This window comes from Candidatus Bathyarchaeota archaeon (assembly GCA_026014585.1).
GTDB lineage: Archaea > Thermoproteota > Bathyarchaeia > Bathyarchaeales > Bathycorpusculaceae > Bathycorpusculum.
Map to the genome: position 1 here is coordinate 104,922 of JAOZIA010000002.1, position 20,991 is coordinate 125,912.

Annotated in this window: 20 protein-coding genes and 1 riboswitch; of the genes, 5 read left to right on the forward strand and 15 right to left on the reverse strand. The window is 45.6% G+C overall.

All coding sequences use genetic code 11. The features are described from left to right. Positions 1-4: 4 nt before the first annotated feature. From NWF01_00740 to NWF01_00765, 6 genes are all read right to left on the reverse strand, one after another. On the reverse strand, positions 5-1,174 hold the full coding sequence (locus NWF01_00740) for a right-handed parallel beta-helix repeat-containing protein (protein MCW4023548.1): 1,170 nt from the start codon (positions 1,172-1,174) through the stop codon (positions 5-7). 133 nt (positions 1,175-1,307) lie between these two features. Further along, complete coding sequence (locus NWF01_00745; GenBank protein MCW4023549.1) at positions 1,308-2,033, reverse strand: hypothetical protein; 726 nt, start codon at positions 2,031-2,033, stop codon at positions 1,308-1,310. An 85-nt stretch (positions 2,034-2,118) separates the two neighbouring features. Further along, on the reverse strand, positions 2,119-3,630 hold the full coding sequence (locus tag NWF01_00750; GenBank protein MCW4023550.1) for a glutamate synthase-related protein: 1,512 nt from the start codon (positions 3,628-3,630) through the stop codon (positions 2,119-2,121). Continuing rightward, positions 3,627-4,757: a glutamine amidotransferase family protein gene (locus tag NWF01_00755; protein MCW4023551.1), complete on the reverse strand. Its 1,131-nt coding sequence runs from the start codon at positions 4,755-4,757 to the stop codon at positions 3,627-3,629. The genes NWF01_00750 and NWF01_00755 overlap by 4 nt, the downstream gene beginning before the upstream one ends. Beyond that, entirely contained in the window at positions 4,757-6,037 is a 1,281-nt protein-coding gene (locus NWF01_00760) for an FAD-dependent oxidoreductase (protein ID MCW4023552.1), read from the reverse strand. Before NWF01_00760 ends, NWF01_00755 begins: the two co-directional genes overlap by 1 nt. Then, complete coding sequence (locus NWF01_00765; protein MCW4023553.1) at positions 6,037-6,480, reverse strand: 4Fe-4S dicluster domain-containing protein; 444 nt, start codon at positions 6,478-6,480, stop codon at positions 6,037-6,039. The genes NWF01_00760 and NWF01_00765 overlap by 1 nt, the downstream gene beginning before the upstream one ends. A gap of 276 nt (positions 6,481-6,756) precedes the next feature. On the opposite strand from NWF01_00765, the gene NWF01_00770 reads away from it, so the two are divergent. Next, on the forward strand, positions 6,757-7,863 hold the full coding sequence (locus tag NWF01_00770; GenBank protein ID MCW4023554.1) for an AbrB/MazE/SpoVT family DNA-binding domain-containing protein: 1,107 nt from the start codon (positions 6,757-6,759) through the stop codon (positions 7,861-7,863). Positions 7,864-7,941: 78 nt separating this feature from the next. On the opposite strand, the gene NWF01_00775 is transcribed toward NWF01_00770, so the two are convergent. After that, positions 7,942-8,253: a DUF190 domain-containing protein gene (locus tag NWF01_00775; GenBank protein ID MCW4023555.1), complete on the reverse strand. Its 312-nt coding sequence runs from the start codon at positions 8,251-8,253 to the stop codon at positions 7,942-7,944. Further along, positions 8,250-8,639 (reverse strand): fluoride efflux transporter CrcB, encoded by a 390-nt coding sequence (gene crcB / locus NWF01_00780; GenBank protein MCW4023556.1) that lies wholly within the window; start codon positions 8,637-8,639, stop codon positions 8,250-8,252. The genes NWF01_00775 and crcB overlap by 4 nt, the downstream gene beginning before the upstream one ends. A gap of 13 nt (positions 8,640-8,652) precedes the next feature. Then, a riboswitch (Fluoride riboswitch) is annotated at positions 8,653-8,729 on the reverse strand. Positions 8,730-8,869: 140 nt separating this feature from the next. On the opposite strand from crcB, the gene NWF01_00785 reads away from it, so the two are divergent. Further along, positions 8,870-9,790 carry a carbohydrate kinase family protein gene (locus NWF01_00785; protein ID MCW4023557.1) on the forward strand — a complete coding sequence of 307 codons (921 nt, stop codon included), beginning with the start codon at positions 8,870-8,872 and terminating at the stop codon, positions 9,788-9,790. A gap of 17 nt (positions 9,791-9,807) precedes the next feature. Here NWF01_00785 and NWF01_00790 read toward each other — a convergent pair whose 3' ends face one another. After that, the gene (locus NWF01_00790; GenBank protein MCW4023558.1) at positions 9,808-10,704 is read right to left on the reverse strand and encodes a glycosyltransferase; all 897 of its coding nucleotides are present in this window, start codon (positions 10,702-10,704) and stop codon (positions 9,808-9,810) included. 180 nt (positions 10,705-10,884) lie between these two features. Between NWF01_00790 and NWF01_00795 the strand changes: the two genes are divergently transcribed. The 3 genes from NWF01_00795 to ilvE all read left to right on the forward strand — a co-directional run bounded on the left by NWF01_00795 (position 10,885) and on the right by ilvE (position 13,972). Next, positions 10,885-11,091, forward strand: coding sequence for a hypothetical protein (locus tag NWF01_00795; protein ID MCW4023559.1), 207 nt, complete (start codon positions 10,885-10,887; stop codon positions 11,089-11,091). Positions 11,092-11,105: 14 nt separating this feature from the next. Beyond that, positions 11,106-13,004 carry a threonine--tRNA ligase gene (locus NWF01_00800; GenBank protein ID MCW4023560.1) on the forward strand — a complete coding sequence of 633 codons (1,899 nt, stop codon included), beginning with the start codon at positions 11,106-11,108 and terminating at the stop codon, positions 13,002-13,004. Between the two features lie 83 nt (positions 13,005-13,087). Continuing rightward, positions 13,088-13,972 (forward strand): branched-chain-amino-acid transaminase, encoded by an 885-nt coding sequence (gene ilvE / locus NWF01_00805; protein ID MCW4023561.1) that lies wholly within the window; start codon positions 13,088-13,090, stop codon positions 13,970-13,972. Between the two features lie 735 nt (positions 13,973-14,707). On the opposite strand, the gene NWF01_00810 is transcribed toward ilvE, so the two are convergent. The 6 genes from NWF01_00810 to NWF01_00835 form a co-directional block, all read right to left on the reverse strand. Continuing rightward, the gene (locus tag NWF01_00810) at positions 14,708-15,943 is read right to left on the reverse strand and encodes an aminotransferase class I/II-fold pyridoxal phosphate-dependent enzyme (GenBank protein MCW4023562.1); all 1,236 of its coding nucleotides are present in this window, start codon (positions 15,941-15,943) and stop codon (positions 14,708-14,710) included. A 113-nt stretch (positions 15,944-16,056) separates the two neighbouring features. Continuing rightward, complete coding sequence (gene proS, locus NWF01_00815; GenBank protein ID MCW4023563.1) at positions 16,057-17,499, reverse strand: proline--tRNA ligase; 1,443 nt, start codon at positions 17,497-17,499, stop codon at positions 16,057-16,059. An 85-nt stretch (positions 17,500-17,584) separates the two neighbouring features. Then, positions 17,585-18,931, reverse strand: coding sequence for a tRNA pseudouridine(13) synthase TruD (gene truD, locus NWF01_00820; protein ID MCW4023564.1), 1,347 nt, complete (start codon positions 18,929-18,931; stop codon positions 17,585-17,587). Positions 18,932-18,940: 9 nt separating this feature from the next. Then, positions 18,941-19,303, reverse strand: a complete 363-nt coding sequence (pth2, locus tag NWF01_00825) for a peptidyl-tRNA hydrolase Pth2 (GenBank protein MCW4023565.1) — start codon at positions 19,301-19,303, stop codon at positions 18,941-18,943. A 34-nt stretch (positions 19,304-19,337) separates the two neighbouring features. Next, positions 19,338-20,546, reverse strand: a complete 1,209-nt coding sequence (locus NWF01_00830; protein ID MCW4023566.1) for an NAD(P)/FAD-dependent oxidoreductase — start codon at positions 20,544-20,546, stop codon at positions 19,338-19,340. Between the two features lie 204 nt (positions 20,547-20,750). Further along, positions 20,751-20,981 (reverse strand): hypothetical protein, encoded by a 231-nt coding sequence (locus NWF01_00835; GenBank protein ID MCW4023567.1) that lies wholly within the window; start codon positions 20,979-20,981, stop codon positions 20,751-20,753. Between the last annotated feature and the right edge of the window lie 10 nt (positions 20,982-20,991).

Here is a 20,991-nt window from a genome sequence, read left to right on the forward strand (position 1 = left end):
ATGGTTAAACTTTAACATGGTTAATGTCAAAAGGCATAGTGATTAGCGGATAATTATCCCTATTGCTTTTTATTATGTAAGGTGTATCGCCAACGCCATCGCCATTTCCGTCAGTGCCCGTATAATCGCTCCAGTAATTGCCAACCTGCCCATTATCCCAACTGTTAACGCTTTGGATCACATCCCAGTTAAGCCTGTAATTCTTATGATTACTCGTAAGTACATTGTAATAGAAAAGATTGTTTTGTGCAATTAGTTCGGTACCGCCAATAACAATTCCGTATCTGTTAAAATCGGTGATATAATTATGATAGAAGACATTGTTTTCGCCTTTGCCCATTATGATGCCAGAAGGTCCTGGTCCTTGCATCAGATTTCCAGTAATGGTATTATTTGAGCAATCAACAGAACTGTAAATACCAAGCCAAATGGTAGTGCAGACATTGTTGATTATGTTGTTTGAGGAGGAATCCTGTAAGTAAATGCAGTAGAAGGTGTTTTCCTCGATTATGTTGGTTGAACCTTTTAGGGTGATTATCTGACCCTGTTCTCGACCAAGATTATTTCTTGCAATTGTACAAAATGAACCTGTGCAGGTTAATTCTCCAGAAATTGTGTTGTCACTGATAGTTTGATAAGAACCAACAATTTCTACGGATGTGGGTATAGTGTTTTTTGAGAGTGTAAAGTATGAACCCTCTAAATTAACTGCGCCGGAATCAAATGAAAAAATGTTATCTGAAATTTTGATATGGTCACCTATTGCAGAAATTCCACCTGTTGAAGAAATTGTGAACCCGGATAGTTCCACGTTGCTAGACTCAATTTTTATTCCTAAGTCGGGCACAACTTCAGGAATATACAGATTATATACAGTGACCATGGGGGTGGTTATAATTACCTGCACAGTTGCACCCTCTTCACTTATCAATGTTAGAGGTTTATCGAGTATAAACTGGGTTTCTGAATAAGTTCCAGCCCTTACAAGTACGGTATCTCCAATGGTTGCGTTGCCTATTGCCTCAGTGATTGTTGAATAATCATCTGGAACAGCAATATCATACACCTGATTTTTAGGAGTCGGGGAAGAAGTGAATGTTGAAAACACTACAGAAGCCCCAAATACAGAAGAAACCAATAAAATAACAACGAAAACAACAACTACAAATTTCATTTTTTATCCCCAATCATCACATTTTCAATTAAAGCTGAAAAAATATAATATTAAAGATTTTTTGTCAAGATTTCTTGACTAAGCTAAGTCAAATTTTCCTGACTAAAAAGAAAACAAAAATGAGAATAGGGGGTTAGTGGCTGTAGAGTTTTGCGTATGGACGCTTTGAGATTGGCAGAATCTTTAGGAAGGGCTTGTTTAGGATTTCCTTTGAATCCATTCCGAAGTGTGCCGCGTACTCTTTGACTAGGGCTTCGATGACTTGCATGTCACGTTTACCCGCAGGTAAAGTCTTAGTGCCCAACTCGGGGGTTAAGATGTCTCCGCGCTCGTAGATGACGCCGCCGTGCATACCTGTCGCAACGAACCGTGCATTGCTCTTCTCGCCATCTTTTAGGTCTAAGCCCAAAATAACGATGATGCCGCCTGCCATGTACTCCGCCAAAAAGTCGCCGGCTGTTTGTCCAACAACAATTTTGGGGGTTTTCTTTTGGTACTGCTTCATGTGGATGCCAACGCGGAAGCCCACGTTGTCGCGGACAAAGATTTTGCCGCCTCGCATGGAGTGCCCTGTTAAGTCACCTGCGTGACCTTCAACAACTATTTCGCCTTCATCCATAGTGTTACCGCTTGCATCCTGTGCACTGCCGTGAACTATTACTTTGGGTCCACTCATGAAAGCGCCCAAGTCGTTGCCTGGTGTGCCGTGGATTTCGATTTGCAGGTTTTTGTTGAGGTCGGTTCCGATATAGCGTTGTCCGCAAACATTGTTGATTACAAGTTTTTCTACGTTAGAGTTGCTTACGATTTGTCGTAGTATGCAGTTTAGGTCTTTGTAGTATAAGTCTTCAGAGTCCACTGTTGCGGTTTTGCCTTCAATTTTTACTCTTCAACTGTACTCTTCAGGTAATTCTAACTTTGTTTTTTGTTGGTCACTCATTGTTTTATTCTCCTGCCATTTTAACGCCTAAAATCTTCAGCTCAGTATCAGTTAAGCCGACAGCACGAAGCGCTAAGCGGTTACCGCGTAAGCTTTCAATAGCGTTGATGTCCATGCCGCCCATCATGTCTTTGATTTCGTGGCTCCAACCGTGAAGCATGTTCACTAATCGTCGGGTTGCAATATCGGGGTTGACACGTTTGCTAATCCACGGATCACTTGTCGCAATACCCCATGGACACTTTCCAGTGTAGCACCGTTGACAGACACTGCAGCCGATGGCAACTAACGCGGCAGTACCAAGGTACACTGCATCAGCGCCCAACGCAATTGCCTTAAACACATCCGAGGAACTACGGAAGCCACCTGCTACAACAACTGAGGCATGGTTGCGTATGCCTTCATCACGTAGCCGCTGGTCAACCTGTGCCAGTGCCAACTCGATGGGTATGCCCACGTTGTCACGGATAGCTTTAGGAGCCGCACCTGTTGAACCTCGAACACCATCCATAGCAATAATGTCTGCGCCTGCCCGTACCATACCGCTTGCAATTGCTGCGATGTTGTGGACGGCGGAAACTTTCACTATGATTGGTTTGGTGTAATTGGTTGCTTCTTTTAGTGCATAGATTAATTGTCGCAGGTCTTCGATTGAGTAGATGTCGTGTTGTGGGTAAGGTGAGAGCGCGTCTGCACCAGTAGGTATCATGCGGGTTTTTGCCACAAGCTCAGTGACTTTTTCTCCAGGTAAGTGTCCGCCGATGCCTGGTTTTGCACCTTGTCCAATTTTGATTTCCACAGCTGCACCTGCGTTTAGATATTTGGAGTGCACACCAAAGCGTCCTGAAGCAACCTGAACAATGGAGTGCAAACCATACTTGTAGAGGGACTGGTCTAAGCCGCCCTCGCCCGTGTTAAAGTATGTACCACATTCAGTTGCTGCCCGTGCTAAGGCTTGGTGAACGTTTAGGCTGATTGCGCCATAAGACATTGCCGAGAACATTATCGGAGTGTCTATGCAAAGTTGAGGTGTTAGTTTGGTTTTGAGTACTGGTGCATCATTTTCGTATGCAATGTCTAGTTTGTCTGGTTTTGTGCCAAGGTATGTGCGGATTTCCATTGGTTCTCGTAGGGGGTCAATGGATGGGTTTGTGACTTGGCTGGCGTTTAGTAGTAGTCGGTCCCAATAGGTGTAGTTGGGTTTGTCACAGCCCATGCCAGTTAGGATGACTGCACCGCTTTCAGCTTGGCGTTTGAGGTCGCGGATGGCTTCCATGTTCCAGTTGGCGTTTTCGCGGTTTGCGGTGGGGTTTTTGCGGATGGTTATGGCGTGTGTTGGGCAGAAGGTGACGCATCGTTGGCAGTTAACGCAGTTTTCGTCTTTGCTGCAGATGCGGTCTGTTTCTTCGTCGTAGTAGTGTGTGTCGTATGTGCACTGGTTAATGCATACTTTGCATTTTATGCATCGTTTTTCGTCGCGTTCAACTAAGTATTCGGGTTGAACATAGCTTTTCATTGAGTTACGCCTCCAAGGGTTTTGGTTTTTAGGGTTTTTAGTCTGCCAATCACGGGTTCGCCGCCTCTTGGAGTCCAGAACTTGTCTAGTTGTGGAGAAACCAAGCGAATAGCCGCTTCTTCAGATGACATAAACAGTACATCACCTTTGGTTGCAGCAACCATGGGTCGAAGCTTGATGCGGTCAGTTAAACCTATCATTTCGCCCTGATGAGCAATCACTATACTAAATGGACCATTCATGAGTAGGCTACCATAAGTTTGTCGCAGACCACGCAGCAGTTCTGCCTGTTTTGGCTCCATGCTGTCGATTTCGCTCCACAGTGGAGAAGCAAACACTTTGGTTACTAATTCAATGGGCAGTTTTTGTCTGCGCATCAACAGGTCTACCGCGTAGGCTAAGACTTCAGTGTCGGTTTGCAGGGTGCATTTATAACCGTACATTTCTAGGTAGCGACGGTTTATGCCGTAGCTGGAAAGTTCACCGTTGTGAACCACTGACCAGTCCAAAATGTTAAATGGGTGTGCTCCGCCCCACCATCCGGGTGTGTTTGTTGGGAAACGGCTGTGGCATGTCCAGAGGTAGCCTTTGTAATCTTCAAGACAGAAGAAGTCTGCTACGTCCTCAGGGAAGCCGACGCCTTTGAAGACGCCCATGTCTTTGCCGCTGCTAAACACGAAGGCTTTGCCTGTTTCAGTGTTTATGCGCATTACGGCATCGATGATGTAGTCTTCTTCGGATTGGCCTTCGGGTCGGTGTTTTTTGGGTTGTACAAAGTAGCGCCACATTTTGGGGGGGTTGTGTACGTTTGCGTGTCGAGTTTGCATTTCTTCGTCATAGGTTATGTCAAATCGTGATGCAAGGGTGCGGTCAGTTTTTTCTTTAGCGTCACGACTAAGGTACATGATGTGCATTGCATAGTAATCTTTGAATTGGGGATATAGTCCGTAAACTGCAAAGCCTCCGCCTAAGCCGTTGCCGCGGTCATGCATGTTGGCTATTGCGCGTACGGGGTCTTTTGAGCTGATCTGTTTGCCACTTGTATCCATCATTGCAAAGATGGCGCAGCCTGAAATGTCTTTTTCTTGCCCGAACGGGTACATTATTTTGAAGTCATTACTGTCCATTATATGGTCACACCTATTTTCTTTTGTAAACTTGCAGGCAACGCTGCCAGTGAGAAATCATCGGCCAACAGTCTTGGCTTATACTTTTTCACGTTCACCGCTTCCTTCATTAATTTATAGAGCAAACCTGCCTTACTGATGTTACCAAGCAAAGTTAATCCTACGATAAAGTTGTCTTTTAGCACGATTTTCTGGTAGACACCTTTTTGGGGTTCATGTTTTGTGAGGATTTCAAGGGTTGGGTCATCTTTGGGGTTTGCCATGCCAATTGACACGATTGGAACACCAAAATACTTCAGACTGCTCATGTTGGTTCCACCACAGTACATGGTTTTAGAGCCTGCCATGTTGTAACCTGCAGTTTGACCTTCCAACACTGCAAGAGGCCAGAGCGGTAAAAGCCGATTCTGCTTTAGCACAAAATCGTACGCTTCCGCCACGTCCCCGCTTGCGTATATGTCGGGTATGTTGGTTTGCATGTAATTGTCCACGATTATGCCTCGGTTGGTTTTAAGGTCGGTTCCTGTGGCTAGCTCGGTTCGGGGGATAACACCGATTGCTGCAATCACGATATCACAGGGTATAGTGACGCCTTTGGTTGTGATTACTCCACCAACTACACCTTCGTTACCGTCTTTGCCAATGATTTTTGTGACGGATTGTCCAGTTGCAAAGTTTACGCCTGATGCTCGGATTTGGGCTTCAACTATGTCAGATGCTGTGGCGTCAAGAAGCAAACTTAGGATTTTATCCTGCAACTCAACCACAGTAACTTTTAATCCACGCTTGGTTAACGCGTCGGTTACGCTGATGCCGATTAAGCCTGCACCGATAACAACGGCGGTTTTGGCTTGTATGGCATCGATTTTTTCAGCTAAACTTATCGCGTCCGCGATTGTTGTGAATGTGAATACGCCGTCTTTTTCTTGACCTTCCATCTTTGGAACAAAGGGCTTGCCGCCTGTTGCAATCAAAAGTTTCTCATAGCTTATTTTTTCGCCATCAGCTAAGCTAACGGTTTTTTCGGCTGTGTTTAGGCTGACGGCTTTTTTGCCAAGACATGCTTGGGCATTGTTTGTTGTCCAGAAACTGTCGTCTTTGCATTTCATTTTGTTAACGTCTGCTTTTCCGCTGACGTAATCGCTAATCATTGGGCGACTGTAATCTGCACATTGTTCTTCTGTGATAATGGCTATGCTGCCTTTGGGGTCGATTTTTCGTATGGCTTCAACAGCGCCTACACCGGCGGCTGAAGCTCCAATAATAACGTACTTTGGCATTAGGGTTTCACCTCTTTGAAGACCAATGCCTCATTTGGGCAGTTGGCAACACAAGCTGGTTCGGTTAATCCTTGGCATAGGTCGCATTTTGCTACTACATGGCCTTCTTTGTCCATTTTTATGGCGCCATAGGGGCAAACCATTATGCAGGTCCAGCAGCCTATGCATTTGTCTTTGTTGTGTTTTACTTCGCCTGTTTTGGGGTCTTTAGTCATTGCTCCTGCTAGGCAGGCGGTTACGCATGGGGCGTCTTGGCAGTGGCGGCACTGAATTGCGAAGCTAACGGGTTTGTCGCGTTGGACGGTTACGCGGCTGATGGGTTTGGGTTGTTCGCTGGTGTAGGCTTTGATTATGTCTTTTGATTTTGAGTGGGCTACTGTGCAGTATACTTCACAGAGTCCGCAGCCGATACAGACCTCTTGTTTTGCGAATATTTTTTTCATGATTAAACCTCGGGTTTTTTATTTGTTTAGCGTGAGCGGGTGAGCATAAAAACATGTAATTCGGCGTCTTTTGTGCATAGTACGCCTTTGCTTGTTGTTGTTTGCTCACCTTTTTTGATTATTGCTTTACATGTGTTAACTGACATTTTATCCACTACTACGGGGCATTTTCGCCATCAAGTATCATGTATTCTATATAACCTTACTGAAAATCATTTATATGTAAGTTAATGAGACATGTAATATACATGAAATATATACCAAAGGGAACATAAAATGGCAGAAAAAGACCTAGGCTACAGACGAGTCCAATGTACAGGAAGAGGCAGCTACATCATCAGCCTACCCAAAGAATGGGTAGAAGACATAGGCCTAAAACGAGGAAGCGAAATAGCCTTCAGCCTACAACCCAACTCCACACTCAACCTCATCCCCAGAAAAATAATGGAAAAAAACGGACAAGACGACAGCTTAAAACCCAAAGAATACTACGTCAACGTAGACCCCAAAGAAACCCTAGAAGCAACAATACGTATGATACGGGCATTATACGCTATCGGAGCTGACATAATCCGAGTACACTTCAAAAACCCACCCGAAGGAATCACCAAATACAAAAACGAAATAAAAACCCTAGCCCGAGACAACTTCTTAGGCTCAGAAATAATCGAAGAAACAGCAGACGAAATAACCCTGCAAATCCTAATCAAACACAGCGAATTCCCCATCGAAAAAGCCGTCCGCAGAATGGCAATCGTGGCACTCTCCGCAAACCGCGACGCCATCTCAGCCCTAAAAGACCAAAACACCAGCCTACGCGACAGCGTAAACAATGCCCACAACGACGTTAACCGCCTTGGCTTATACATTATCAGGCAACTAAAATACGGCATAGAGCGTAATTTGTATCGTGAATTGGGTTTCCGTAACCCCAAAGAGTTCCTGCTCTACCGCATCGCAGTAAATGACATAGAAAGCATCGGCGATAACGCCATGAACATAATCACAAACCTATTCACGCTTCAAAAACTCATCAATGAAGAAACCCTCTACATCAAAGAACCCATAGACGAAGAAATCTATAACCAACTCGTAAACTTTAGCACACAAGCCCATCAACTCTACGATGACTCAATCAGAGCACTCTTCAAACGCGACTACAAAGACGCAGAAAAACTAATCAGCAAACGTGAATCCATGATACCCCTAGAAAACGCGCTTATACTACTCATGTCCAGCAAAAAACTTGACCCCAACGTGCTCAGTGTACTCAGGCTGATTTTTGACAGCGAACGTCGCATAATGGACTACAGCAAAAACATGGCAGAACTCACGCTAAACCGAACCGTGGAGGAACTCTGCTCAACATTAACATACAAATAATCCACCAACCTATTTGGAGCCTATTAGAAAGTCTATGCAGAAACCATAGAGGGGTCTACCTGAAAGCAAAGGGCAAGGTTAGATGACGTATGTTTCTTGTATAGTCACTAATCCGTCATCGCCGATTACTTGTTTGAGTTCGGGCAGTATAGGTTCCAGTTTTTCTTGCAGGTCGATGACTTCGATGATTAGGGGCATGTTGATTTGGACTCCTTCAAGGTGCATTGTGGATTTTCCGCGTTTACCGAACCCGTTCACGCCAGTCCACACTGTTGCACCCTCGATTTTGTTTTTGACAAGCAGTTCCATAATCAGGGTTTGTAATCGTTTACCGCCTAACTCATCGTTCTTTTTGATACGAATCGTTAAGTCCCACATTTTTTGCCTCAACGAACCAACCTCTCCATTATAACGTCGCCTAAGGCTCTGCCACCCATGACCGCAGCTAAAGATAAGCTAACGTTTGCTAGTATGTTTAGTGCAAGAAGGCTAAATCTGTTCGCATCCAAGAGATTGCTGGTTTCCAGTGCAAAGGAACTCATTGTTGTAAAAGAGCCACAGAAACCCACGGCGGTTAGTAGGGTGTATTTTGAGTCCAAATTCAAAGTCAACGCCAACACTGAGAATAGACCTAAAACGAAGCTGCCTGCAATGTTTACGGCTAAAACGTTTAGGGGTAAGCCGTAGAAGGTTTTGGGTGATTCTACAATTATGTATCTTAGGTATGCGCCTGCTACTGCGCCAGCTGCCAAGAGGAGGAATTCTATCATTTTCATGTCTTAACCTCATCGTTTGGTAGGCATTATCAGCAGCTTATTGGCGCGGTTTAGGCTTCTGCCTTGGCTAATGCCATAGCCACCTCAATTTCTCTTTTGCAAGATTTTAAGTTTATCGCAGCCAAACAGTGGATTGCACCATTTTGTACCTAAAAATAGCTGATTCATCTACTTTGCTTTAAGCTAATTCCTATATATCACCATTCCATAATCAACACTTGACATAAAAGATGACGCTTGAAACCTTTGACGTAGCAGTAGTTGGGCACCTCTGCATAGACACCATAATGCTTCCAAGCAGAACACAGCCCTTCAGGGTTTTAGGCGGCGCAACCACGTATACTTCATTTGCTGTCAAGCATCTTTGCGCTTTACCCGCAGTCATCTCTAAAATCGGAGAAGATTTTCCCCAAGCATACCTTTGGTGGCTACAGCAAGAAGGCATAAACACTTCTGCAGTCAAAATATCCCCAAATGAGCAATCAACCAGTTTTCAGCTTCAATACAGCAGTGACCTCAGCGAGCGCACCCTGACACTTAAAGGGCAAACATCCCCAATCACCATAGAAGATTTACCCAGCAATTTCCACTCAAAAGCGATTCACATAGCACCTATAGCAGGCGAAGTCAGCTACGAAGTTGCAGAACAACTAAAAAGCTGCGCGGACATGCTCTCACTTGACCCTCAGGGGATACTGCGAAGTTTTGATGACAAGGGAAAAGTTGGAATAAAAGAGCAAGTTGACAAGAAAATTTTGGAGCTCATCAACGTTTACAAGTCCTCAATAGATGAGATTACCCTGTTAACTGGGCAAACTGAACTGGGCAGGGCAATCAAAGAAGTGCATGATTTAGGCGTCGAAACAGTGATTATCACCATGGGAACCAAAGGCGCACTGCTGTCAACTCAAGGAGCCCAACATAATATACCCGCCTGCCAATCCGAAGTGCTTGTTGACCCAACAGGTGCAGGAGATGTCTTCATAGGAGGTTTCATAACTGAATACATCCAGAAAAAAGAGCCGCTTTGGTGCGCGTGTGTGGGTTCCGCGGCGGCATCATTGGTTGTTGAAGGGTTAGGTCCCACCTATTTTGGAAACCCGCAGGATATTTACTGGCGGGCAAATAAAATCTTCAAAAAAGAAAACTAGTTTTGCTTTTGCATTTCCTACAAAATCTTGGGTAACTCTCCGTATTTTGCTTTATCATACGGGACAGTGTCTTTGCGGTAAATCTCCATTGCTTTCTTTTGCCCTTCCTCAAATGTCATATTCCAATCCTGCTTTACATGAAAACGAGTGTACTCTTCTAGACTATTGAAGCGGGGGTCACGGTTTACTTGGAAGTTCCAGAACATGCGCATAAGCATACGTTTGGGGGTTTTGATGTTGCAGTGGAAAATGTAGGGTTCATGCCACCGCAGAATCTTATACCATGGTGGAAAACGGTGCCCCCAAATGCTGTCACCTGTAACTTGTTCCCACGAGTTGTCTTTGAGTTGCCAACGCAGTTCAGGACTAAAAGTAAAAATGCGGGCCTCATAGATGCCAAAGGGGCAACTTTTGGGTTGACTGTTCAGGTCAACTTCCAAATTTATACGGGGCACATCAATCACGTAGTAACGGTTCTTATCCAACCTGTTTAGGCGTCCAATCCATTCCTGCAGTGCCTCTTTGCTTTTTATAACGTAGTCGCTGTCCCATTTGAAAACCCATCGATAACTTGTGCATGTTAAGCCGATGTGGCATGAAAGCGCGAAAGCGTTGGCACCTTGCCAGTAGAAGCGTATGTGTTTAATTTTGCTGTATTGTGCGGCGAGGTCTTGGATGATTTTTGTGGTGTTATCTTCTGCGCTGCTGTCTACAACGATGATTTCGTCAGCGACATCAACAATTGAGAGAAGGCTGGCTTTAATCCATTGTTCCTCATCTTTAACGGGAACAACAAAGCTTACGCCATCTTTGTGGTAGCGGGGTTTTTTGACCAGCCCAAGTTTTGGTAAAAATGAGGCAACATTTCTGATACCTAATATCACTTTGTCTTTTGAGGTGATCGTGTCGTCCAACGTTTTCCATCCAAGAGAGATTTATTATAGGATTAAGTACATTTGTGTTTAACTTAATTTTTAACTTTACCACAAAAACAAAAAATCAACCCAAAGAAACAAGATTGAAAATTGCAAAACATATATCTCTAAACGCAATACACAATAACCCATCAATAAGACAAGCACAGGCGAAACGATTTGGGCAAAATAGAAAAAGGCATTAACTGTAACGTTTCAGGATGCGACAGTGAAGCTGCACGCTCAATATCAGCAGACAAAGTCAAGGCTGCTGGCTTAAGGGTTAGCGGCGCAGAAAAACGTGCTTACCTATGCAAAGAACACTACAAAGAATACAAAAAGAAAAGCAAAAAAGACAAGCAACTTGACAAGTGGCGCTTTGGCTAAAGGATGAATTGCACATGAGGATTCTACAGTTACACTCAAACTCCATAGTTTTTGTTCCCGTTGAAAAAGAAATCAGCATCGCAGAGGAAGCTGAGAAAAAAGAAACCCGCGTTGAAGAAGTCGTGGTTTTATTCACCGCCGTTGAAGAAGGCGACAACACTGAAATGGCACAGAAAGCCATCAATGACGTCCGCGCTTTTCTTGGCAAACTCAAAGTCAACAAAATCCTCATCTACCCCTTTGCACACCTAAGCAGCAAGCTTTCCCAACCAAACGAAGCCCTCAAAATCATCAAAGCAATGGAAACCTACGCTAAAGAAAAGGGTATAGAAACATATCGTGCACCGTTTGGATGGAATAAGCAATTCACCATCTCCATTAAGGGGCACCCGTTGGCTGAGCAGGCACGCTCCTACGCACCCACACCGGCACCCCAAGCGGAAGCTGCTACGGGTGAAGCTAAAAAAGAGGAAGAACCAGTTTCCGCAGCACTCAAAGCCGAAGACACCCTAAAATCCTTCTGGCATGTTCTCCAGACTGATGGCTCGCTTGTGCCAATTGGAGAATACAAGTTCAAAGGGAAAAGTAACCTGCAAAAATTTGCGCAATACGAAATCAAAAAGGCACGCGCAGTCACAGTTATGCCGCCACATGTGCAACTCATGAAAAGGCTGGAAATTGCGGATTATGAGCCAGGCAGCGACCCAGGCAACATCCGCTGGTACCCCAAAGGACGCCTAATAAAATCCTTGCTGGAGCAGTATGTTTCGGCTAGGATTTCCGCGTATGGTGGCATGGAAGTAGAAACCCCATTAATGTATGACTTCAACCATCCAAGCCTATCCAGCTACCTAAACAGGTTCCCAGCGCGGCAGTACGTGCTCAAATCCGAAGATAAAGAACTCTTCTTGCGGTTTGCTGCATGCTTTGGGCAGTTCCTTATGGCTCATGATGCCCAGTTTAGTTACAAGCAGATGCCCGTTAAACTCTACGAGCTTACAAGGTACAGTTTCCGCCGAGAAAAGAGCGGTGAAGTTGTCGGGTTAAAGAGGCTTCGCGCATTCACCATGCCTGACTGTCACGCTTTTTGCACTGACCTTGAGCAGGCAAAATCCGAGTTTATGATTCGCTTTGACCTATGCATCGATGTGCTAGACAATATTGGCTTGGTAAAGGATGATTATGAGATTGCCATGCGCTTCACCAAAGACTTCTACGCAGAACACAAAGACTTCATCACTGGCTTAGTGCAAAAGTTCGGTAAGCCCATTCTTGCCGAAGTTTGGAATGAACGTTTCTTCTACTTCGCCTTAAAATGGGACCTTAACTTTGTGGATAACCAAGACAAAGCCGCAGCTCTGAGCACTGACCAAATCGACGTCGAAAATGCCAAACGCTACGGCATCACATACGTAGACGAAAAAGGTGAAAAACAGCACCCACTGATATTGCACTGCAGCCCAAGCGGCGCCATTGAACGAGACATCTATGCGCTACTGGAAAAAGCATACCGTGAACAAATGACAGGCAAATCCCCAATGCTTCCGTTGTGGCTCTCGCCGACGCAGGTACGGTTGATTCCGATTTCAGACAAGTTCATGGATAAAGTAGAGCAGTTAGCCGAACAAATCTGCGCTCACAGCATTCGTGTGGACATTGACGATTCAGCCTCGACGCTGCAGAAGAAGATTCGTGAAGCTGAGCAGGAATGGGTACCCTATATCATCGTGGTGGGCGAGAAAGAAATAGAGTCGGGCATGCTTTCAGTTCGTGACCGCGAGCAGAAGGGCAAACAGGAAAAACTGACCACAGAACAGCTAATCAGCAAAGTCACCGAGAAAATCGCGTGTAAACCTTTCAAGCCATTACCGCTGCCGATGTATCTGTCCAAGCGTCCACAGTTTCACGGTTGACAAATGAAATATATGGTTCATTGAGGCAATCCTTATCAAATAATCGAACAATATTGAAGCAGTTATCGTGAAGTGAAAGACAAATGAGCAATGAACTACAAGTTTACATAGACGGCAAATACTATCCCAAAAGTGAAGCAAAAATTTCCGTCTATGACCATGGTTTTCTCTATGGAGATGGCGTGTTTGAAGGCATCCGAGCATACAAAGGCGTAGTCTTCAAGCTTAAAGAGCACATTGACCGCCTCTACCGCTCCGCACATGCAATCACACTCAAAATCCCAATAACCAAAGAAGAAATGAACCAAGCCATAATTGAAACTCTGCGAAAAAACAACATGAAAGACTCCTACATCCGCCTAATTGCAACACGAGGAATAGGCGATTTAGGACTTGACCCCCGAAAATGCCCTCAAGCATCCATCATAATCATTGCTGACACCATTAACATCCGCTCAGGCAACGCTATAGAAGCAGGAATCACCACCATGTTCAGTTGGGTTAGAAGAAACCCGGTGGATGCAACCACGCATGAAATCAAATCCCTCAACTACCTAAACAGTGTTATGGGAAAAATTGAAGCCAATGCTGCAGGAGTTGACGAAGCTATCTGCTTAGAAAGCAACGGTTACATCGCTGAGGGCGTAGGCGAAAACGTGTTCATCGTCACCAACGGCGAAGTCATGACTCCACCATCCTCAACAGGCGCACTCGCTGGAATCACTGCTGAAGTCGTCACGCAACTATGCCAAAAATTGGGCATAAAACTGACAATAACCAACCTGACGCCATTTATGATATTCACTGCTGACGAAGCATTCTTCACAGGAACCGCCATGGAAGTTATCCCAATCCGCGAAGTCAACAAACGCCCAGTCGGCGAAGGCAAACCGGGACCAGTTACCAAACGGTTGATGGCGGAGTTCCAAAAAGTCATAGCTGACCCAGCCAACGGCACAGAAATCTAACTAAAAGATTGTTTGTAAATTTAGTAGGTGGCTACAAAATATAGAAGTCGGCAAGGGCATACTTTGCCGCTCTCTTCCTTTCTGTTGTATTGTTTTAAGGAGGTGGCGATAGTTTAACTGGGAGGTCTTCAGCTGGTTCTACCCTCAAGGGAATCTAAAAGTTAGCGTGCAGGTGCCTAAATTATGTTGCTACAGGTAGAACCAACCTTAGACCGAAAAAAGTTTTTTGAGTATGCCTTCACCTTTCTTTCTCCAGAGAACCTTTTGTGCGGTGAAAACTAATTAGACTTGTCTAGGTAGAATATGAACCCCCTGTAGAACTACAGTGTTACGGTAAAATCTAATTTTTTTGACTTACCTATTTTTTAACGTGATAAAAAGAAAGATTGGAACCCTTCAAAGGGGCTTATTTAACTGAAATGGGCAGTTTTGAGATTACAATAGCACAAAAACCCTGATACTACGTATAACCTGTATTTTAAACTCAACAGTGACCTGTACATCCACCAAGGGGTCTGGCAGTTGGTCCTAGCATTCAAGGAGTAAAAACACGGATTTAGACAGGGGGCCGCCTAAAACAAAGCTACTACGGATAGGACCAACCTCAGACCAAAAAAGCTTCGAATGTGTTCTCACGTCTGTCTCTCCAAAACCTTTCAGTGACGAAAACTAATTAGCATATCTTATATAGAATATAAAAAAACTATAGAGCCTAAAGGGAATTAGAAGAAAAATTTAGCCCTTGCCCACGTGCTCTGGCACCGACTTTTGGGGTTTCTTTTTCATAAACTGCTCCAACGCATTGTAGGCTTCCTCAAGCACATCAATAGGCGGCAAAAACACTATTCTTGCATGCCCATTACCATAGATTGGGTCAAACCCTGAACCGTTCACAATAAGCACGCCTGTTTCCTTAAGCAGTTCCGCAACGAAATCCATGTCTGTTTTCCATCTTGTGCCGACCTCATGGATTTTAGGGAAAATGTAAAACGCTCCCTCGGGTTTGCTGGTGCTTATGCCCTCAATTTCGTTTAGCCGTTTATATGAGAAGTCTCGGCGTTGACGTAACCTGTCCACGATGTCTTTGACAAAATCTTGCGGACCATTGAGTGCAGCGGTTGCGGCGATTTGCACGGGTGTATTGGCACATATTCGACTCCTGCATTGTTTTTCTACACCGTCCTTGAGCTGTTCAAGCTGTTTTCCCTCACCTTTAAAGTACATGTAGCCCAATCGCCAACCCGTCATCTGGTAAACTTTGCTAAACCCGTTCAAACCAACCACGGGCACATCTTTAGAAATGTTTGCGGCACTGGCGAACTCGCCCTCATAGGTTAACTGGTCATAAATTTCGTCACTAAACACTGGCAAGTTATGCTCACCTGCGAGGTCTATTATTTCTTTAAGTGTTTTTTTGTCATAGACTGCGCCTGTAGGGTTGTTTGGGTTTATGATTACGATGGCGCGTGTTTTGGGAGTGATTTTTTTGCGTAAATCATCAATGTTTGGGTGCCAGTTTTCCGCTTCGATGGTTTCGTATGAAATGGGTGTTCCGTCAAAGAATTGCGTATAGGAAATATAGGGTGGATATGTTGGTCCTGGAACGAGTATTTCGTCACCCTTCTCCACAATCGCGCCCAAAAGCATCTGGATACCTTCAGATATGCCATCGGTAACCAGCACGTCATCAGCTGTTATGTCAACGTTATTGATTTTTTTCTCCTTATGTGCGACTGCTTGCCTTAGCTCGGGCATGCCCTCGGAGGGAGAGTAGAAATTGTCCTCGTTGGCTATGGCGTTGCATGCGGCTTCTTTAAAGCTGGCAGGTGTCTTGAAATCGAATGCGGCGGGGTCGCCGATGTTTAGGTAATAAATTTTTTTCCCATCTTTAATGAGTTGTTTAGTGTAAACCATAACGTCACGTATGGCATACTCAATGTTTTTTGCGCGGTTAGTGACTTTGATTGCCAAGTAGGGTTACCTGTAACCCGAACCTTAGAACAACCAAAAAAATAAAGCTTACCCACTACAGCACGTATAGTTAAGCGATTAAACCGAAAAAAAATGAAAAAAGAAAACAGGACCTAATAGGACCTTGCGAAAAACACGTTTTCCTCTGCCTTTCTTCCACAATAAACACAGCCGCACGAGGGAACTTCTTTCTGGAATGGACGGACTCGGATGGTTGCACCAGTTTCCTCTTTAACCTTAGCTTCACACTCTGCGCTGCCGCACCATGCTGCTTTGACAAAGCCACCTTTGGAGACAATCACGTTTTTGAGTTCATCATAGGTTTGCACGGATGTGGTTAAATCCTGCATGACTTGGCGGGCTTTGGTTAGCATGTCAGCTTGAATATTGGTCATTAACTGGTCAATGGTTGCGGGGATGTCGGCGTCTTTAACGAAGAGTTTTTGCTTGTTATCGCGCCTTACCATTACAACTTGCCCATTTTTGACGTCTCGGGGACCAACTTCGATGCGTACTGGGACGCCTTTGAGTTCCCACTGGTTAAACTTCCAGCCAGGCGTGTACTCGTTACGGTCATCCAAAACCACACTGTAGCCTTTGGCTTGCAGGATTGTCTGGATTTCTTTGGTTTTAGCAGCGATTGCGTCGGCTTCTTGACCCTTGAATGGAATAGGCACAATAACAACATGAACAGGTGCAACTTTTGGCGGCAAAACCAAGCCTTTGTCGTCGCCATGAATCATCGTGAGTGCACCGATGGTGCGTGTGGTGATGCCCCAGCTGGTCTGCCAAACAAGATGGTCTTGCTTGTCCTCGCCGATGTATTTTATGTCAAACATTTTTGCGAAGTGCTGCCCCAGATTGTGGCTGGTTCCCATTTGAAGTGCTTTTCCGTCTGGCATCATGGCTTCCAGTGCGGTGGTGTATTCTGCGCCTGGGAATTTTTCGCTCTCCGTTTTTATGCCTATGATTACTGGGATTGCAAGATAGTTCTCCATTATGCCCTGATACATGTGCAGGGCATACATGACCTCTTCTTCGGCTTCTTCTTTGGTGGCATGTGCGGTGTGGCCTTCCTGCCACAAAAACTCGCGGGTACGCAAAAACAACTTCGTCGCTTTAGTTTCCCAGCGGACAATGTTGCACCATTGATTGATTTTCAGCGGCAAATCCCGCCAACTCCGAATCCACTTGCCAAATGTGGAGTACATGATGGTTTCGCTGGTGGGACGCACTGCGAGTTTTTCCTCTAAGGGAGTTTCTCCGCCCTGTGTAATCCATGCAACTTCGGGGGTGAATCCTGCGAAGTGTTCGGCTTCTTTTTTAAGAAAGCCTTCGGGTATGAACATTGGGAAGTACACGTTTTTGTGTCCTGTGGCTTTGATTTTTTTGTTGAGGATTTCTTGGATTTTTTCCCACATGGCGATGGCGTCTTCGCGGATAATCATGCAGCCCTTCACAGGCGCATAATCAGCAAGCCCTGCCTTTAGGATGACTTCAACGTACCATTCGCTAAAATTCTCGCTTTTCTTAACGGTAACCCCAATATCAGACATAACGATTCCCTTTGCCTTGTCTTATGTGGGTTGTGTATAAAACCATAACGGGCACTTTTAAGAAAAAAAGGTACATTACAAAAATTTAGAAGCCTGCAGCTATTGGGTTTTCTGGTTTAATGATTTCCCGTAAAAGCACCGTTGCATAGCAGCCCCGATGTAGCGTGAAACTCAAAGTGGCTTTTTCCTCTGAAACCTCGGCTTTGAAGTCCTTCACAGGTGTTAATGCTGCCCTTACGCCGCCTTTGCCACCCAAGTAAGAGAACTCGTTAACCGCCCGCACCTTGACGCCTTCCTCGTCGAGCACGCGCTGCTCAATTTCCCCCATCACGCCACCCGACAGTTTGCCTTTGGCACCAAACATGGGCAACGCCACACGCATCCGCCCCGCTGCCATTGCCTCATTGACTTTTGATAATCGCGCCTCTGTTGCAATTTCCGCCGTGTTCGCCATTGGCAGCCCGTTGCGTTCAACTCCAACAACAAAATCCCCCAGCAACGCCTCATTGAGGGGCAAGTCTGCTTTGATGCGTTCGCTAAGGAAACGGTTAAACAAAAACGACTGCTGCGCCTGAACAAACAGCGAAAGCAACTTTTGGGGTAACCTGCGGAATGCACCTGCAAAATCTGTTGGATTTTCGGATAGGTGCATTAGCATGTAGCGTTCATAACGAAGTGGCACGGGGAATTCTTGGAGGGCAGCTTTGAAGTCACGGGTTTCTTGCAGGTTAGTGCGTGCCTGCCTTGACGTTTCGCGCTCATACTTGCTGGGTTGAGCCAGAAAAGCCATCGCTGCGCCTTCGTAGTCGTCTTGGATTAGGTGTTTGCCAACAACATGGGTGATTGGGCGTGCAGTGCCGAAGCGTTGGTGCCCATAAAAGTTGGGTATGCCGCCTGCCGCATTGATTTGCTGCATGGTTTGACTGATTTGTGCTTCTATGGTTTCTTTGGGGACTTGTAGTTCGGTGATGTTTATGGTGAAGCTGTTTCCCAGTAGGTAATATGCTGTGAGGGCTTCACGGATATAGCCGATGGGAGTTAATTTGATGTCTTTAATGTCAACTTTGGCTGCTTCTTCTGCGGACACGTTCTCAAGCGTTAAATGCTGAGCAGTTACGGCTTTAGCATCTTTGATTCCCGCAGCCTGCACACGCACAGTCTCAACCCCCAACGCTTTTGCAAGGTTTTTCACTGCAAGTAACGTGTCCCAGTCCCGCTTCACCAAGCTGCAAAGCAAAAACCTCTGCCGGTTCTGCGAGGAACACAAGGCGCGGCTGGGAACCGTGCCATCAATTTGGGCTTTTGTGCCGTCCACAAGAACTTCTTGCACGACAAAATCGTCAATGCTTTTTCGGATTGCGCCGCCAGTACCCTCGGTGGTTGAAGCATAAATTTCCATTCCAAGAATTTTGTCGATTTCTGGAGCCTGCAAGGCATTCGCCTATAGAAGTGGAAGCTTCCCAGTTAAACGGTCAATTTTATCAGATGGGGCTGGACCAATCCCAAGACAGGTCACTGTACCCTCTGGAATCTCGGTCAATCCACGGTCAATAATTAGGGCATGTGGCAAACCTAAATCATCTGCGGCTTCTTCCAATTCGCTGAGTTCTTTTTCGCTGGGAACCTTCACCGCAATTTTTCGTTGCCCCTCGTAGAGCCACTCTTCCCACCACTTCTTATGATGCACATAAGCGTCCTGCGCGCTGGAAACAGCTGCGTGTCCTGCCTGAGCCGCGATTTTGCCTTTACTCATTTGTAGGTCTTTGCGGAACACCAGCACCTGCTTGTAGTCAAATTCGCTCATTGTTCTTCCCGACGATAATTTGGTGTGGAAGATTTTAAGGCTTTGCAGTCAAATAAGTCCAAACAAAATACGCCAACGCCGCAGCCATCGCAGGCTTCTTTGCAACCTGCAGTATCATTTGACCCTGAAAATCAATCTCCTCCACACTTGCCAATGCCCCATCAACGCCCAACCTTTTGCAGACACGCAAAACCTCATCCAACTTCGTATCCGAGAGCGAGTTGAGGAATTTTCGTAGACGAAGCATAACTGCAACGTCAAAATGTAGAGTTTCATTGCAGCGTTTCTGGTACTGAGCAAGCGCAGTTTGGGAGACATCGCCAGCTTTGAGGGCTGTTGCGGCTTCTTCCGCGGCGATTTTGGCGCAGGTTAACCCGAAAATGACGCCGCCGCCTGTGGTTGGCTTCACCTGTGAGGCGCAGTCGCCTACTGCTAAGAACCCGTCAGTGTATGCTTTGCTGATTGGTCCACCCAAGGTGAGGGCGTGATAGTTGATTTTGACTATTTTTGAACCCGCAAGTTGGGTTTTGGCGATGGGATGCTTTGTCATTAACCGTTCAAGCAGTGCCTTGGGGTTGCCAGTGGCGGTTGCTAAGCCCACTTTTGCTGTGCCGTCTGGTCGCGGGACCACCCAACCATAAAACCCATCCGCCACGCTCTGCCCGAGATAAACCTCAACCGCATGCGCCTCAACATTCTGCACCCTGTCAACTTCAGCTTCAACTCCGTACACGAGCCCTGAAGGTTTGAACGATTTTAGTCCTGATTGATGTAGAAGCCGTGAGGAGATGCCTTCGCAGTCAAGCACGATTTTTGAGGAGACAGAGGTGCCGTCTTTTAGGTTCACACCTTTAACTGCCCCATTTTTCAGGATTAGGGATTGCACAGGCGTGTCAAGGTGGTAGGTTGCGCCTGCGGTTTGGGCTTGAGAGGCGATGTGTTGGTCGAATTTTGCCCGATTCAAAGCACACGTAACGGGCGTTTTGAGTTTGAGGGCAAATTTGGTGCCTTGGGGCGAGTAAAAGTTGGCTACGTTAAACGTGTTCTCCACAATGCCGTTTGGCAATGGATAGTATCCTGCGGCTCGCAGACTTTTGATGCTTATGTGTCCTGTGCAGTGCGAAGGCAACCCAATAGTGGCGTGCTCTTCAAACACTTCCGCATTAACGCCCAACTTAGCTAACTGAAGCGCAGCGTAGGAACCAACTGGGCCACCGCCGATTATTAGAGCGTCTGTCTGCATTGGGCATCTCACGTATGGGTTATCTGTTGACTGTGCTATATAAGAAACAACTATTTGCTGTCTATTTGGAGCCTATTAGAAATTCATTGCAGAAACCTATAGAGGGAGGCGGTCCCTAATGGCAATTTTCAGGTCAAAACAGTCACTGCTCAAAGGGATGGAACAGAAAAACAACAAAAAATGTTTTAAAAATGGAAAAGGGATTTAGTGGACGAGTTCGATGCGTCGTTTGCCTCGTGACATGGAGGATAGACGGATTTTTTGGCTGACTTCAAGTTTGAGCAGTAAATCGTTGAAGTCTTTAAAGCCCATGTCTTCAAACTCGTCTTTTAACTGGTTAAATAGGTCATCATCGGTCATGTCGCCTTTTTTCCTGAGGATTTCTAACGCGACATAATGGGAGGGGCGGGTTTTCCAAGTTTTTATCTGTGGCATGTTTGTTTCG